Source organism: Rothia mucilaginosa (assembly GCF_964210535.1).
GTDB classification, from domain to species: domain Bacteria; phylum Actinomycetota; class Actinomycetes; order Actinomycetales; family Micrococcaceae; genus Rothia; species Rothia mucilaginosa_F.
The window spans coordinates 1-16,634 of record NZ_CAXOMR010000025.1 but is presented as its reverse complement, the minus strand read 5'-3'; the positions used below and the strand labels follow the sequence as shown (position 1 = coordinate 16,634).

Annotated in this window: 11 protein-coding genes; 7 read left to right on the top strand and 4 right to left on the bottom strand. The window is 60.5% G+C overall.

The window, feature by feature from the left end; all coding sequences use genetic code 11:
• Positions 1-119 precede the first annotated feature (119 nt).
• On the top strand, positions 120-1,712 hold the full coding sequence (gene guaA, locus AB8C10_RS07845) for a glutamine-hydrolyzing GMP synthase (RefSeq protein WP_313968599.1): 1,593 nt from the start codon (positions 120-122) through the stop codon (positions 1,710-1,712).
• 228 nt (positions 1,713-1,940) lie between these two features.
• Here the strand turns inward: guaA and AB8C10_RS07840 are convergent, their stop codons facing one another.
• Positions 1,941-2,426, bottom strand: a complete 486-nt coding sequence (locus AB8C10_RS07840) for a hypothetical protein (protein ID WP_368867397.1) — start codon at positions 2,424-2,426, stop codon at positions 1,941-1,943.
• A gap of 307 nt (positions 2,427-2,733) precedes the next feature.
• On the opposite strand from AB8C10_RS07840, the gene AB8C10_RS07835 reads away from it, so the two are divergent.
• On the top strand, positions 2,734-3,711 hold the full coding sequence (locus AB8C10_RS07835; RefSeq protein ID WP_368867396.1) for an AEC family transporter: 978 nt from the start codon (positions 2,734-2,736) through the stop codon (positions 3,709-3,711).
• Positions 3,712-3,827: 116 nt separating this feature from the next.
• Here AB8C10_RS07835 and AB8C10_RS07830 read toward each other — a convergent pair whose 3' ends face one another.
• The 3 genes from AB8C10_RS07830 to AB8C10_RS07820 form a co-directional block, all read right to left on the bottom strand.
• Entirely contained in the window at positions 3,828-5,633 is a 1,806-nt protein-coding gene (locus tag AB8C10_RS07830; RefSeq protein ID WP_368867395.1) for an alpha-glucosidase, read from the bottom strand.
• A gap of 126 nt (positions 5,634-5,759) precedes the next feature.
• A complete protein-coding gene (locus AB8C10_RS07825) occupies positions 5,760-7,574 on the bottom strand; it encodes an alpha-glucosidase (protein ID WP_368867394.1) in 1,815 nt (604 codons plus the stop codon).
• A 73-nt stretch (positions 7,575-7,647) separates the two neighbouring features.
• Positions 7,648-8,526: an endonuclease/exonuclease/phosphatase family protein gene (locus tag AB8C10_RS07820; protein WP_049346414.1), complete on the bottom strand. Its 879-nt coding sequence runs from the start codon at positions 8,524-8,526 to the stop codon at positions 7,648-7,650.
• Positions 8,527-8,943: 417 nt separating this feature from the next.
• Here AB8C10_RS07820 and AB8C10_RS07815 point away from each other — a divergent pair, with 417 nt between their 5' ends.
• The 5 genes from AB8C10_RS07815 to AB8C10_RS07795 all read left to right on the top strand — a co-directional run bounded on the left by AB8C10_RS07815 (position 8,944) and on the right by AB8C10_RS07795 (position 16,612).
• Positions 8,944-10,581 (top strand): alpha-glucoside-specific PTS transporter subunit IIBC, encoded by a 1,638-nt coding sequence (locus AB8C10_RS07815; RefSeq protein ID WP_049363244.1) that lies wholly within the window; start codon positions 8,944-8,946, stop codon positions 10,579-10,581.
• A 318-nt stretch (positions 10,582-10,899) separates the two neighbouring features.
• Entirely contained in the window at positions 10,900-11,646 is a 747-nt protein-coding gene (locus AB8C10_RS07810) for a MurR/RpiR family transcriptional regulator (protein WP_246823180.1), read from the top strand.
• Between the two features lie 87 nt (positions 11,647-11,733).
• Complete coding sequence (locus AB8C10_RS07805; protein ID WP_070642894.1) at positions 11,734-12,192, top strand: cell shape determination protein CcmA; 459 nt, start codon at positions 11,734-11,736, stop codon at positions 12,190-12,192.
• Between the two features lie 123 nt (positions 12,193-12,315).
• Entirely contained in the window at positions 12,316-16,317 is a 4,002-nt protein-coding gene (locus AB8C10_RS07800; RefSeq protein ID WP_368867393.1) for a DEAD/DEAH box helicase, read from the top strand.
• A complete protein-coding gene (locus AB8C10_RS07795) occupies positions 16,310-16,612 on the top strand; it encodes a hypothetical protein (protein ID WP_141747365.1) in 303 nt (100 codons plus the stop codon). The genes AB8C10_RS07800 and AB8C10_RS07795 overlap by 8 nt, the downstream gene beginning before the upstream one ends.
• Positions 16,613-16,634 lie beyond the last annotated feature (22 nt).

Sequence of the window (16,634 nt, the reverse complement as noted above, 5' to 3'; positions counted from 1 at the left end):
GGCGGCACCCCAGAATGGGGGAGTGTCTACGTGCCGTCGGCGGCGTATAGCGATAGCGTAAAATAGATATATCCCCGCGCAAGTGCGCGGATTAGTACCAACACGTTGAGGTAATTTTCGTGACCAACTCTGTGAACCTGGACCAGCTCGAAGAGCGTCCCGTCCTGGTGGTAGATTACGGTGCACAGTACGCGCAGCTCATCGCTCGCCGCGTGCGTGAAGCCGGCATCTACTCCGAAATCGTCCCCCACTCCATGAGCACCGAGAAGATGCTCGCCAAGAACCCGGCCGCCATTGTGCTCTCCGGTGGCCCCTCCTCGGTCTACGCCGATGGCGCACCCAAGGGTGACAAGGCTCTCTTCGAAGCCGGCGTGCCGATCTTCGGTATCTGCTACGGCTTCCAGGTGATGGCCCAGACCCTCGGCGGCACCGTCGCCCAGACCGGTCTGCGCGAATACGGCGCAACCGACGCTGTGGTCTGCGCTGAGAACTCCTCCTTCCTCACCGGCACCCCCACCACCCAGAACGTGTGGATGTCTCACGGTGACTCCGTGACCGAAGCCCCCGAAGGCTTCGAGGTGCTGGCAAAGACCCCCGGCGCATCCGTGGCAGCATTCGTGGACGAGTCCCGCAAGCTCGGCGGCGTGCAGTGGCACCCCGAGGTGAAGCACTCCGACTACGGCCAGGTCGCCCTGGAGAACTTCCTCTACAACGTGGCAGGCCTGAAGCCCACCTGGTCCACCAACAACATCATCGAGGAGCAGGTCGCTAAGATCCGCGAGCAGGTCGGTAGCGACCGCGTTATTTGCGCGCTCTCCGGCGGCGTTGACTCCTCCGTGGCGGCAGCACTCGTGCACAAGGCTGTCGGCGACCAGCTCACCTGCTTCTTCATCGACCACGGTCTGCTCCGTGAGGGCGAGCGTGAACAGGTCGAGCAGGACTACGCAGCATCCATGGGCATCAAGGTCATCACCATTGACGAGTCGGAGCGTTTCCTCTCCGCACTCGAGGGCATCACCGAGCCTGAGGCGAAGCGTAAGGCTATCGGCCGCGAGTTCATCCGCTCCTTCGAAGAGGCACAGCGCAAGCTGATCGCTGAAGCTGGCGAAGAGGGCGCAGACATCAAGTTCCTGGTCCAGGGCACCCTGTACCCTGACGTTGTCGAGTCCGGCGGCGGCGATGGCACCGCAAACATTAAGAGCCACCACAACGTGGGCGGCCTTCCCGACGACCTGACCTTCGAACTGGTTGAGCCGCTGCGCACCCTGTTCAAGGACGAGGTTCGCGCTATCGGTCGTGAGCTCGGCGTTCCCGAGAAGATCGTGGCACGTCAGCCCTTCCCCGGCCCCGGCCTGGGCATCCGCATTGTCGGCGAGGTTAACCGCGAGAACCTGGAGACCCTGCGTGCCGCTGACGCTATCGTACGTGAAGAGCTGACCGCAGCTGGCCAGGACGAGCACATCTGGCAGTGCCCCGTGGTTCTGCTGGCTGGCGTTCGCTCCGTGGGCGTCCAGGGCGACGGCCGTACCTACGGCCACCCGATTGTTCTGCGCCCGGTCTCTTCGGAAGACGCAATGACTGCTGACTGGTCGCGCCTGCCGTACGACCTGCTGGCTAAGATTTCGAACCGTATTACGAACGAGGTCAAGGACGTTAACCGAGTGGTGCTGGACGTTACCTCCAAGCCCCCGGGAACCATTGAGTGGGAGTAATCCCCACTTTGGGTTGCGTGGCTTTGTAGCTGAGAGCCCGTGAAGAAGCCGCCCGGTGCATCCGTTTGTGGATGCGCCGGGCGGCTTCTTGCGTAAGAACATGTAGAAAATTTCTGGGCGGATATTTTTGAATTTATAAAAAATCGTCTATTTATTTAAACTGCGACTCTAAATAAAAACGCACTCCAAATAAATGCCCTAAAAGACTACGCCAAGAAATAAACCTTTTTAGTGCGGGTGGTTCGGGTGACGAATCGAATCACGCCAATGAGCGCTCGACCCCAACCCAAAATGCAGAGCAAAAAACGTGCCAAAACAGCAGAACCCAAACGCGCACGCCATGTACACACCGTAGGTCAGCATCATGAACTCAGAATCGTGACTCACACCCGAAGCGACATTCAACGCCAACGAGACGCCCAGAATCACAAGCCACGCGGCGCTCGCAGCCGCAATCAGCCACGAGATAACACTCAACACCGGGTGCGGGACCCTAAACGTGCGCTCAGGGCTGCTCGCAGGCGCTACAGGCGCATTATCAACGGCGACAGGTTCAGCTACCACGGTCGAAACATTCGAGGCTGAGGGAGCCGAAGAAGAGCGCCACGGAATATGCACACCGGCGTGCTGCCCCTGCGCCTTCGCGGGGTTCTTTGCGGAGTGGTGCGGGACGCCTCCAGATTCGGGAGGAGAAGAAAGATACGGTTGCTGCATTGCGGGCTCCTGGATATATGACCTCGCATGAGAAGAAACAACAGCGCGTCTAATGATGCGAGAAAATGAGTGTCGGCGATAGATTGAAAGAATACGGTGAGGACATATTCTTTCTATATTTCAAGACTAGAAGCGAACCGCATAAAAAACGAGGGTTTGACGGAATATGATGCAATATGACGCGAAAAATCCGAAAACCATAGAGAAAAAATAATCAACCTCAACCTGAAGGTTCAGGGTAGGGTTATTAGACACGCCCCATCGCGGCAAAAACAGCAGGGACACCGCAACAGCGAAAGGAACGAGCATGGGAATCATCCTCCCACTCATCTACCTAAGTCTAGGTCTGGGGCTCGCGCTACTGCTACCCGAACGCCGGAGCACCCGCCTCAAAGAAGGTGCCTCAACCCTGCTGACCCGCTGGATTATTCCCGCCGTCATCATCTACACCGTCGCCACCAGCCGTCCCGAGCTGTTCTTTGTTGCCGCCTCCACCATGGTGTTGATGGTTCTCGGCGTGCTCTGCGCCGGGCGCATCACCGGCGACCCCGTGCAGAAGCTCGCCTTCGTGTACCTGAACGCGGGGCTCTTCGGTATCCCCGTGGTTGCCGGATTCTGGGGTGAAGAAGCCGTGCGCGTGTACATTGGCGCGTATATTGGCAACTCCATCATGGGTAATATCCTGGGCACCTCGCTGCTACGCGGTGATGCAAGTGCAGGGCGCCCTAGAGCGGGGGAGGACAACGCACCGGATGCGCAAGCCCCTAGAAGCCGCGATGAAACCCTCCTCACGGTGTTGCGGGGTCTGCGTACCAGCCCGCCCGTTATCGCCGTGGTGGTGGGTCTGCTCTGCCTGCCCGCCGGCTCTTTCCTGAGCGTTCACGGGGCGGGTTTCTACCGGGTGCTCACCTGGGTTTTCAGTTTTATCGGAATGATCGTTCTGGGCATGTGGCTCGGCGCCGCCAAACTGCACCGCGCCGACCTGACTCGCGCCGCCGGATGGGCTCTCCTACGCGCCGGGCTCGTGAGCGTTTACAGTATTGGCGTGCTGGCGCTCGCCCGTTGGGCGCACGATATGGCGGGTGTGCACTTTGACCAGTTGCTCGCGCATCCGCAGGTGCTTTTCCTTCTGGCTGTTCTGCCGCCAGCAGCTAATATCGTCATTCTGGAAACACACTACCGGCACGAAGGTACCGCAGCCCCCGTGATTGCCGCCGGGGCGGTCGTCAGCGTGGGAATGATTGCGCTCGCCGTGCCAATCCTGCAGCTCGTGTTCGCCAGCTAATCAGAGCTAAGAAGGCTTGCGGGTACAGCAGAAGGAGGGCGGGGCATAAGCCTCACCCTCCTTTTACTGTCTATTCACCTTATCGGCACGCGGTAGCACTCAACGAGCTACAGCGCTTAGCGTACGATGTGGTACACCTTCGCCTCGTAGGGGCGCAGGGTCGAACCCGCATCGTCCTTGTAGTTGGAGCTCACCAGCTCAACACGAGCGCCCGCCTCACGAGCCTCGTTCAGCAGGGCGAAGTCACGCTCCTGCTCTTCAGCGGTGAAGTTCGAAATCACCAACAGAGACTCGTTCGCGGGGGAACCGTCAGCGCCACCGGTACGGGTGTACGCGTACACAGCCTCGTCCTCGTTGTGCGGAACCTGAACCGAATCCACCGGAGCGAAGGATGCGTAAACCATCAGGTCCTTCAGCTTGCCGCGGCGCAGAGCCACCAGCTGCTGGTAGTGGTAGAAGATCGAATCCTCATCCGCCAGAACAGCCTCAGCGTTAATCGCCGGGTAGTTCGGGTTCACAGCAATCCACGGGGTCACACCCTCGGGGCTAAAACCGCCGTTAGCGGAAGCATCCCACTGAACCGGGGTACGAGCATTGTCGCGGCCCTTGATGTAGATCGCCTGCATCGCCTCTTCGTGGCTCAGACGCTTGTGGTCAACGTGCATGTCCTCGTAGAAGCGAATCGAGTCACCGTCGCGGTAATCCTCAATCGAATCAAACTTCACGTTGGTCATGCCCAGCTCTTCACCCTGGTAAATGTACGGGGTGCCCTGCATGAAGTGCAGAGTGGTCGCCAGCTGCTTAGCGGACAGGGTGCGGAACTCATCCGAATCGTTACCGAAGCGGGAGACAACGCGCGGCTGGTCGTGGTTGTTCCAGTACAGCGAACCCCAGGCGTTACCCTCCAGGGTGGTCTGCCAGTCGTTCAGGATGCGCTTGAGCTCGGTCAGCTTGTACGGTGCGTAGGACCACTTGCCGCCCAGATTGCCGTTCGGGTCGTTATCCACGCCCATGTGATCGAAGTGGAAGATCATGTTCAGCTCACCGGTGTGGTAGCCAGCCCACAGCTTAGCGTCCTCGGGGCTGGTCGCGCTGGTCTCGCCCACGGTCATCACGTCGTAGCGGCTGAAGGTCTCGCGGGTCAGTTCCTTCATCCACGGGTGCACCATGGTGCCGTTCGTAATGACGAACGGAATCGAGGAGGTGTGCTTCTCGTAGTCGGTGGAGGGGTCATCCGGGAAGCCCTCGGGCTTGGAGATGATGTTGATAGCGTCCAGGCGGAAGCCGTCAACGCCCTTGTCCAGCCACCAGCGGACCATGGAGTACAGGTCCTCGCGAACCTTCTCGTTCTCCCAGTTCAGGTCGGGCTGTTCCTTGAAGAAGATGTGCAGGTAGAACTGGCCGGTCGCCTCGTCCCACTCCCACGCCGGGCCGCCGAACTCGGACGCCCAGTTGTTCGGAGGAATCGGGTTACCGTCCTCGTCGAAGCCCTTCGGGTCCTTCCAAATGTAGTAGTCGCGGTAGGGGTTGTCCTTGGAAGAGCGGGACTCCTTGAACCAGGGGTGCTCATCGGAGGTGTGGTTTGCGACCAGGTCCATCAGGATCTTGATGCCGTGCTTGTGGGCGGTTTCGAGCATCTCGTCGAAGTCTTCCATGGTGCCGAAGTCACTCATGATGGCGAAGTAGTCAGAGATGTCGTAGCCGTTGTCCACGTTCGGCGAGTCGAACACGGGGGAGAGCCAAATGACGTTGATGCCCAGCTTAGCCAGGTAGGGCAACTTCTCGGTGATGCCCTTCAGGTCACCAATACCGTCGCCGTTCGCGTCGTTGAAGGAGCGGGGGTACACCTGGTACACCACGGCTTCCTTCCACCACTGGCGGCCCTCGTAGGAGGGAACCTCGTATGCCTCGGAGTTGCTCATAATTGCCTTTCTGTACCGGCGGGTTACGCCGAAGAGGGAAAAGGTGTCTGTGATTGAAGTATAGGGCGAGGGGGACCGGAATGTCTGTGCCGGATCCCCCTCGCGCATTACATTTTTGGGGCGTGCCTACTTAGCGTTGCCGAAGAGGTAAACCTTCGCCTCGTAGGGGCGCAGCAGGGTGCCCTCGTCGGTGAACTCGCGGTTCTCATCGCGGTAGTTCGAGCTAATCAGCTTCGGAGCGTTCTCGATAGCCTTCAGCTCGTTCGGGGAGAGCGCCTGCGAGTTGGTCAGAACCACCGAATCCAGGTTGCCGCCCGCGTAGTTCAGCTGCACGGTGTCATCGGTGAAGTTGGCGACGACCAACAGGGCGCGCTCGCCGGTTGCATCGGCGTCCTCGTCAGAGTTCACGCGCAGGTAGGCGTAGACCTGGTCATCCTCTTCATCCAGGAGGCGGTACTCGCCGGTCAGGATGATCGGGTGCTCGCGGCGCAGGCTAATCAGGTCGCGGTAGTGGTAGAACACCGAATCCAGGTTAGCCAGCTCTGCTTCTGCGTTGATTTCGGTGTAGCGCGGGTTCAGCTTCAGCCACGGGGTGCCGGTGGTGAAGCCTGCGTTCTCACCGGCGGTCCACTGCATGGGGGTGCGTGCGTTGTCGCGGCCGGAGGCACTGATGTAACGCAGCATGTCCTCGGCGGAGACGCGGCCCGACTCTTCAACGTACTTGCGCCAGGAGTCGTGAATCTCCAGGTCGTTGTAGTCCTTCACATCGTCGAAGAAGACGTTGGTCATGCCCAGCTCTTCACCCTGGTAGATGTAGGGGGTGCCCTGCATCAGGTGCAGTACGGTGCCCAGCATCTTGGCGCTGACGGTGCGGTACTCGGGGGAGTCGTTACCGAAGCGGGAGACGGTGCGGGGCTGGTCGTGGTTGTTCCAGTACAGGGAATTCCAACCGCGGCCGTGCAGGCCCTCCTGCCAGTGGGTGAGGACCTTCTTGAGGTCCACCAGGTCGAAGCGGCGGTCGGACCACTTGCCGGTCACGCCGCCCTCGGAGGCATCCACGTCCATGTGCTCGAACTGGAACACCATCTGCAGCTCGTTGCGGTCGAAACCGGTGTAGAGCGCGGCGTCGTCCACGGTCACGCAGGGGGTTTCGCCCACGGTCATGACCGGGTACTTGCTGAGGACCTCGCGGTTCATCTCCTGCAGGAACTCGTGCACACGCGGGCCGTTAGCGGCGACAGCCAGGGAGTTGTCGAGGCCGCCAGCCAGGACTGCCGGGTCTTCGGGGAAGGAGAGATCCTTGGAAATCAGGTTGATGACGTCCATGCGGAAGCCGTCCACGCCCTTGTCCAGCCAGAAGCGCATGATGTCGTAGACCTCTTCGCGGACCTTCGGGTTCTCCCAGTTCAGGTCGGGCTGCTTGATGGAGAAGTAGTGCAGGTAGAACTGGCCGGTCGCCTCGTCCCACTCCCATACGGAGGGGCTAAAGCAGGAAATCCAGTTGTTCGGCGGGATCGGCTTGCCGTCCTCGTCGAACCCCTTGGGGTCGCGCCAGATGTAGTAGTCGCGGTAGGGGTTGTCCTTGGAAGAGCGTGCCTGCTTGAACCATTCGTGCTCGTCGGAGGTGTGGTTGACGACCAGGTCCATCATGAGCTTGATGCCGTGCTCGTGCGCGGTTTCGAGCAGCTCATCGAAGTCTTCCATGGTGCCGAACTCGGTCATGATGGCACGGTAGTCGGAGATGTCGTAGCCGTTGTCATCGTTCGGGGAAGCGTAGATGGGGGAGAGCCACAGCACCTGAATGCCCAGGTCGGCGAGGTACGGAATCTTCTCGGTGATACCGGGCAGGTCGCCGATGCCGTCGCCGTTGGAGTCGTTGAAGGAGCGGGGGTAAATCTGGTAGACAACGGGTTCCTGCCACCACTGGGTCTGGGTCGTCATTGTTCTTCCTTCCCTTGGTATGGATGAGTGTTGTGTGGTGCCGCTCTGCGGGCGGCTAACGTCTGATGCCCCTTTAGGACTGGCTGGTGAGGGGCGTAAGGAGGCTCTCCGGCGCCCAGCTGGAGGGGTCAATCTCTAGCAGCAGGCCGCTGTGGTCGGAGATCGCCTCGGGGGAGTTGTCACGGAAGACAACCGCGTGGGATACCACGTCGACCAGGCGGTCAGCGAAGACAAAGTCGATGCGCTTGGCATCCGTGCTACCTTCCCAGCCGGCGATTTCGCGGTGGACGGTGTTCTCGCCGTCGGTGTGCTCCGCTAGGGATCGGGTATCCACCATGCCGCTGGAGGTGACCAGCGCGTAGCCTTCATTGCTCAGATGTGCTGCGGAGTTGAAGTCGCCGCCGAGCAGTACCGGTGCGGTGCGGGCGCACTCGGCAAGCTCCTGCGAGAGGTGTGCGTATTCCTGCGCGAAGAGGGGCTCGCCGTCGAAGTCCCACCAGGACATGTGGGTGGTAGCGCACCAGAAGGTGCCCGTCTCAGTTTCGATGAGCGTTGCCTGTGCTGCGCGGCGCTGCACCTGGTGGTAGCCGTAGCCGGGGGACATATTGATGGGCTTGATACCGCGAATCGGCAGGCGCGAGAGGATAGCTACGCATTCGTCGTAACGGTCCCAACCGATGTGGGTTTCGGTGAGGGTCCACTCGTAAGTGGCACCCATTTCGTTGAGCGCCTGCACGAGCAGCAGGGCGTAGTTGTCTTCGCGGACCGGAACGCCGGCGCCGCCGCGGTAGTTGAGGGGCTCCTTCACCACGGGGGTGGAGGTGAGCTGGTTGACTTCCTGCAACGCAATGACGTCCACCTGCTGTTCAATAATGAACTTGGCGAGGGTACGGATCTTGGCAATCTGGTGGATTTCGCACCAGCTGTGCGTATTGAGGGTGAGGAAGCGCATGTATTAAGTCCGGGGTATGTGTGAGGTTGAAGAATGATATGCGCACCGCGTATTGAGGCGGTGAGTGTTTATGCACTCTGACCTATGGGTGCACTGTTTATGCTATCGATTCTGTGCGCTAGGTAATAGGGAAAAAGTCTCATCTGCAGCAAGTATTTTTAACCAGTGCCGGGATATGTTTCAGGTTCTGAAAAACTCTTTCAAAACTCACAGTTTTGGTACCTGCGGGTAGGTAATACCTGGCATTATTGTTTCTGTCTAAAACACATTCGGCATTTAGCGCACGCAGGATATGTGGCACCCGTCTCATATACTTTCGTTTGGGGGTATAAAGATACGGTGTTGTCACCGCAGACTGGCAACGATCGCCGGCACCTGCGTCCGCTCACTCGACAACCCGAAAGGGCGTATAGCCTCATGATGGAAAAAGTACAGAGGTTCGGCTCTGCCATGCTGGCACCCGTTCTTCTCTTCGCATTCGCTGGCCTCGCGGTCGGTATTGCGATCATTGCACAGAACGGCGACCTGATCCCCCTCGCTGCTGACAAGGAAAGCGCGTGGAACCACTTCTGGTCCGTTTGGGAGTCCGGCGCATGGACCGTCTTCAACCAGATGGAACTGCTCTTCGTGATCGGTCTGCCCATTGCACTGGCAAAGACCGCTAACGCACGTGCAGTGATGGAAGCTGCAATGGTCTACCTGACCTTCAACTACTTCGTCGGCGCCATGCTCAAGGTATGGGGCAAGGGCGGCACCGGTTTCTTCGACCTGGACTACACCACCGACATCTCTAAGAGCGCGGCAGGTACCGGTCTGAAGATGATCGCCGGTATCAAGACCATGGACACCGGTATCTTCGGTGCAATCATCATCTCCGCAATCGTGGTGTGGGTACACAACCGCTGGTTCGACAAGAAGCTGCCCGACTTCCTCGGTATCTTCCAGGGTTCCCAGTACGTCTACGGCGTCTGCTTCTTCCTGATGATGCCCGTGGCATTCCTGTTCTCCTGGCTGTGGCCCTACGCTCAGCACGGCATCTCCTCCCTGCAGGGCTTCTTCATCGCATCCGGCGCACTCGGCGTGTGGGTTTACACCTTCCTCGAGCGCTTCCTGATTCCGACCGGTCTGCACCACTTCATCTACTCCCCGTTCGTCTTCGGTAATGTTGTTACCCCGAACGGTATTGCTAAGGACTGGCCGACCCACCTGACCGAGTTCGCAAAGAGCGACAAGCCCCTGAAGGAACTGTTCCCCGGCGGCGGCTTCGCACTGCACGGTAACTCCAAGGTCTTTGCACCCATCGGTATCGCAGCGGCGTTCTACACCACTGCTCGTCCCGAGAAGCGCAAGGAAGTTCTCGCTCTGATGATCCCCGTCTGCCTTACCGCAATCCTGATCGGTATCACCGAGCCCCTCGAGTTCACCTTCCTGTTCCTGGCACCCCCGCTGTTCCTGGTCCACGCAATCCTGGCAGCATCCATGGCAGCAATCATGTACCAGCTGGGTCTGGTTGGTTACATGGGTGGCGGTCTGCTCGACTTCCTGTTCCAGAACTGGATCCCGCTGTGGGCAAACCACTCCGGCACCTACCTCATGCAGATCGGTGTGGGCCTGTGCTTCACCGTCCTGTACTTCCTAATCTTCCGCTTCATGATTCTGAAGTTCGACTTCAAGACCCCCGGTCGTGAAGAAGACGGCGGCGAGACCAAGCTCTACAGCAAGGCAGAGTACAAGGCAGCTAAGGCTGCTGAGAAGAACGGCGGCGCAGCTGCTGAGTCCGCTGACGGCGACCTCTACGCACCCCGCGCAGCTGGCTTCCTCGAACTGCTCGGTGGCGCAGAGAACATCACCACCGTGAACAACTGCGCAACCCGCCTGCGTGTCTCCGTCGCTGATGAGTCCCTCGTCAGCCCCTCGGATGCAGACTTCAAGAATGCAGGTGCTCTGGGCCTCGTCCGCAAGGGCAAGGCATTCCAGGTCATCGTCGGCATGGACGTTCCCCAGGTTCGCGAGCGTTTCGAGACCATGGTGAACGAAGCTAAGACCCTCTCCTAAGAGGACTCAGCTTTCAACCGTCTGACGGCATGACGCCTCATAAGGTATAGACTTCGCCGGCGGTATCGGATAACACCGATGCCGCCGGCGAAGCTGTACCCAGGCGCGTGCCTGGACACATGCCCAGCTCAAATCTGCACGAGACCCCACTCAAAGTGAGGGATGACCATCCCCACCCACCCTGGCCGATGACCCTAGAGCGTGTACTATTTATATATTGCTCACCATCGGATTCAGGAGCTTTGAGTGGATTTACAAGACGTCGTGAATGCGAACCAGCACCGGTTCAGTGAAACTGAACGGGAAATTTTGGCATTCATGCTAGAAAATGAAGAGTTCGTTGCGGAGTCAACGATCAACTCTTTGGCACATAAAACGTATACTTCGACCAGCTCAATTATTCGCCTGACGAAGAAGCTGAACTTCTCCGGATTTGCTGAGTTGAAGTACTTCATTAAGTCCTCTCTGAACCGCAGCGAACCCTTCAACCCGCGGTTCATTGAGAGTGGCCGCGAAGATATTCAGCGCACCTACGACTACCTCGAGCACATGGAGCTGAGCGGACTGCTCAAGCGCATCCATGAGGCTCGCACTGTGTACTGCTTCGGTACCGGCTACGCTCAGCGCAATGCCGTGCAGGAATTTACCAAGTCCATGCAGGTATGCGGTAAGTTCTGCCAGGTCATCCCGGCACGTAATGAGTTCGAAAGCGCCATGAACAATATGACCCAGGACGACGTGGTCATCATTGTGTCCTTCTCCGGTCAGACCGAGAACATGCGCGAACACATTAAGATGCTGGCGCTGCGCCGCATCCCCATGATTGCGGTGACCGCCATTGGTGTGAACTACATGTCCTCGCACGCCGAGTACTCCCTGCACTACCAGACCACCCCCACCCAGATCAGCACCCAGCGCAAGCCCTACTACTCCTTCGTTGCGCTGTCGGTGCTGCTGGACTACATCGTGCGCCGCTACATTGAATTCGTTGAGAATGAGCGCCGCGAATCCCTGCAGGACCAGGTGGACGACGCCCTCAACGCTGGGGACGAAACCGACGCCTGACAAGGTATTATTGTGCCCACCTGCTCCTTCACTCACTCCTCCTGAATCCGACCGAATCCGCCTGAGACCATCTGAAAGAGACACCCTGTGACCGCAATTTTCGCGCTCATCGAAAACACCGAGAAGATGCGTAAGTACCTGTTCTGGTACCTCATGATTATCCCCGCGCTGCTACTGCTGTGGATTGCTCTGGGCGCAGCGAACTCCCAGATGGATTTCCAAGCAGCCCTGAAGATTCCCTTCTTCACCGTGGCATTCCTGAACGCCTGCCTCAGCCTGCTGCTGGGCGGCACCCTCAAGTTCGCAGGCGCAGAGAACGAACGCACCGAACGAGCCTACGCCCTGTACCTGACCATTCTGCTGGTCATCATCGGTAACCTGCCCGGCGCGATCCTGAGCTTCTTCCTCTTCCGCTCCCTGCGCTTCGGCAACCTGGAAGGCGAACTGGCACCCAAGTACCGTTGGGCGCTTCTGCCTGCCCTGGTCTTCTACGTACTGGTGACCGTAGTGCTGCTCGTCGCCAACATCGCAATGTGGTCGAAGTAAGCATCCGGCGTATTAAGCACACAGGAGCATTGAGCATACGGGCGTGCGCTGACACCCGCCCCGCTTGAAGCACAGCATGAGGCACACCGGGCAGAGGACCCCGGAAGAACCACCATCTTCGGTGTGTACGTGCAAACGTACACCGCACTGACCCACAAGGACACTCACGACGTGAACCAGATTCCCGAGCCTACCGACGCGCAGCCCGCACCCGGCACCCCGGCTGATACCGCTCAGCCCGCCGTAGCCGCCGCGACCTCAGCAGAGGAAACCCACGAAGTAGCCGACGAAATCAACATCGCCGAGCTGCCCGCACACCTGAACCCCGCCCACGAGGACTTTGATCCCTCGGCGGGGCTTGAGCGCTGGGCAGAACAGATGGACGTCTACACCGGCCCTGACGCGATGCTCGACTTCAACCAGGTCGACTACGTGCACATCGACCTGTCCGAGGCGAACCCCTCCGGCCTGGCACAGCTGCTCGCCGGACGTAAGACCCGCCTCTCCACGATTCTGCGCGACAAGTCGCAGCTGGAGGCGGGCATGCGTTCCGCACGCACCCTGCGCACCAAGATTTACGAACTCGCCACCGACCACGGCCTGGACTCCGGCTACTTCGTGGCGGGTACCGCCTCCTGGCTGTCGCACGACACCCGCGAGGATGCTGCCGCCTACGAGAAGCGCTTCATCGCGCCGATTCTCATGGCGCCGCTGAGCATCACCCCGCACCCGAAGGACGACGACTTCGAGCTGCGCCTCGCCGGTTCTGCACGCCTGAACCCGGCGATGGTCCGACAGATCAAGCAGGAATACGGCATCGACCTGGGCACCATGGATGTGGCGCAGCTGGCGAACTCCATGTCCCGTCTGGACCCCGAGCCGGTCATTGAACGTATGCGCGCCTCAGCAGGCCGTATTCCGGGCATGACCATCGAGTCGAAGTACTTTATCTCCACTTTTGCTGACCTGAAGGAAAGCCTGGGCGAGCTGCCGCACACCGCCATCACCCCGCTGGTTCGTGACCTGGCGGCGCTGAAGGTGCCCGGCGTGAAGCCGCGCGAGCTCAACGCCCACAACCTGCAGCCGCCCCTGGACCAGCGTGACCCGGCAGAGGAAATGCTCCTGCTGGACGCGGATGCGAACGCCCAGGAAATTGTCGACACCGCGGTCAGCGGATTCTCCTTCACCATCACTGCGGCGCCCGGCACCGAGCCGCTGCGTACCGCCGTGAATATTGCATCCGCCCTGATGGGTCGCGGTAAATCCGTGCTCGTGGTGGGCGAGAAGCGCTCCACCCTCGCTGAATTCTCGGCGTTGCTCAAGCGCACCGGTATTGAGAGCCTGCGCTACGACCTGCTTGCCGAGCACGATGCTGAGGCTCAGCGCGCCGAGTTCATTCGCGCAATCGTGCGTAATGAGGGCGCCGAAGAGCCTAACTCTGAGGACCTGAACGAAGAGCTTGTGGCGACCCGTGCCGCGCTGCTCGACCACACTCGTGCCCTGCTGAACAAGGACGCCAACTGGCAGATTTCTGTCTACTCGGCGCTGCAGCGTCTGGCTGAGCTGACCGCCTCCGAGGACGGCCCGGCAACCCGCGTGCGTTTTGACCGCCCTATGCTCGATTCGCTCTTGGAGCGTGAGCAGGTGCGTGCCGAGCTGGTGCGTCTGGGTGAGATTGATGGTTTTGCGGCGGCTTCGCGCACCTCCCCGTGGTACCGTGCCCGCCTGGTCAATGACGAGGAAGCCGCCGAGGCGTACGCCCTGGTCATTACCCTCAAGTCCTCCCTGCTGAACCTGCGTGAGGCGATGAACCAGACCAGCGCCATGCTGGGTCTGCGCCGCGGCCGCACCATCGCTGAGTGGGAGTCGCAGCTGGCGATTCTGATGCGTATCCGTGAGACGCTCAAGCGTTTCCGTGCGGATGTCTACGACCGCCCGGTGACCGACCTGATTGCGGCGACTGCCTCCGGTTCGTGGCGCCGTGAGAACGGCATCGAGATGAGCAGTATGCAGCGTTCCCGCCTGCGCCGCGCGGCGAAGGAATACATCCTGCCCGGCGTGAATATCGGTGACCTGCACGAGCAGCTGAAGGTGGTTCAGGCTGAGCGTGCCGAGTGGATTCGCCACATTGAGGCGCCCCGCACCCCGCAGATTCCGGAGAACCTGGACCAGCTGGCTGCAGCCCTGAACTCTCTGGTGTCTGAGCTGGCGGGTCTGGGTATTGTTCTTGCGGATACCATTGAGGGCACCGACTTCGTGCGCACCGACCTGGATGCTCTGGATGCGCGCCTGGATGCTCTCATGGCGGACCGCGTGCTGCTGATGACCCTGCCGGAGCGTGACGCCCTGACCCAGAAACTGCGTGAGCGCGGCCTGTCGGAGCTGCTCGATGACCTGTACGCGCGTCAGGTTCCGACCGAGGTTATTTCCGCTGAACTGGAGCTTGCCTGGTGGCAGTCTGCCCTGGAATTCTTGCTACAGCATCACGAAGGTAAGCTGCTGGACGGTGACCGTCTGCGCGATACGGAGTCCCGTTTCCGCCGTGCCGACTACGCCCACATGACTAGCGCCCCGGCGCGTCTGCTGGCGAAGGTTGCTCGCGTGTGGACTGAGCGTATTGAGTCTAAGCATGATCAGGCAGCGTACCTGAAGAGCCAGCTGCGCGGCTACGAGTTCGTGCTCGAGGAGCTGCTGACTCACGCCCCGGTGATGGCACGTACCCTGCTGCCGCTGTGGACTGCGAGCCCCTTCGCCCTGGCGCGTAAGGTTCCCGCCTCCATGCGTTTTGATACGGTGCTGCTGCTGGACTCCGAGTCGACCCCGCTGGCAGCGAACCTGCCCGCGATTACTCGCGCCGACCAGGTGATTGCCCTGGGCGACCCGCATTCGGGTTACCCCTCGCCGTTCATCGTGTCCGCCCCGACCTTTGGGGCGCCGGAACCGGCAGGTGAGCAGCTGGACAGCACCTTCGACGTGCTCGCTACCGTACTGCCCAACCGCACCCTGGCGATGCTGCACCGCAGCATGGACCCGGTGATTCTTGACTACCTGAACCGTGAGTTCTACGGTTCGCAGCTGCATGCGGCTCCGGTGAGCCGCGCCTCCGCCCAGCCCGCCGGTTCGCTGACCGTTGAGTACATTGATACTCGCGGTAAAGTGAGCGATAACGCGAACCTGGATTCGCCCGGTGTTGAGGTGGAGCGCGTGACAAACCTGGTACTGGAGCACGCCTACCGTACCCCGGACCGTTCGCTGGCGGTTGTGACGGCTAGCCCGAAGCACGCTCAGCGTGTGGCTGAGTCGGTGCGTCATGCCTTGAGCTTGTACCCGCAGCTGGGGCCGTTCTTCGCCGCTGGTGAAGAGTCTTTCCGCGTGGTCGACCTGACCCGCGCCGAGACCCTCGAACGCGATACCGTGATTTTCTCCCTGGGTGTGGGTCGTGCCCGCCTGGGTCAGGCGTCCTACGATTTGGGTCAGCTGTCTGCTGAGCACGGTCGCCAGGGCTTTGTGGTGGCGTTGACTCGTGCACGCCGTGCCCTGCGCATTGTCTCGTGCATTGACCCCTCCGAGCTGGACCCGCAGAAGCTGCATCATGGCGCGGTGGATTTCTACCACCTGCTGCGTGAACACGCGGAACGTCAGGCGCGTGAAGAGGTGGAAGCGAAGGCACAGCGCGTGCCGGAGACCCTGCCGCGTAACGCGTTCTTGGCCGTCGACGACGCGGACACCCCGGATTTGGGCGACTGGCTGCTGAACGATTTGGTGGCGCGTCTGCAGGCTCGCGGTGTGCGTGTGACCCGCGGTGAGGGCGATATCGCTCTGATTGCGCACGCCCCGGAGAAGCTGGCGGCTGAGCCGGTTCCCGCGCTGGGTGTGGCTCCCGTGGTCTCTTCGAACCCGAGTGTTCCGGCGGCTATGCCGCTGGTGGCGTGCTCCGATGGTGAGCCGAATTATGCGCGTGCTTCGGTGCGTGAGCGTACCCGCCTGGTGCCGGAGCGTCTGAGCCGCACGGGCTGGAACTACATTACGCTGGGCACCCTGGAAGTATTTGCTGATCCGGACGCCGTGGTGGCGCGCGTGCTGCACTACCTGGATATGGACGAGGATGCTGAGGTCCGTGGCTAGCTATTCGTCAACGCCGAAGCCGCGCCGTGGGCACCGTCGTGTGAGCGGCGGCGGCTCGGTGAGCGGGGCTGAGCCTCTGCTGGTGGGCGTGACGACGCCTCCGGTTGTGGCTTCGGGTACTTCCTCTGCCGCGGGGGCTTCCCCGAAGAAAGCTGATGCCCAGAAGCAGAACCCCCAGAAGGCGAGTTCTCAGAAGGCGGCTGCTTCTGCGCAGCCGCTGGCCCCGGAGGAGCGCGAGCGTCTGGAATGGATGCGTCAGCAGCGTCCTCCGCACTGGGGTAACAATATCGTGTAGCGCATCCGTACCGGGAGTGCTT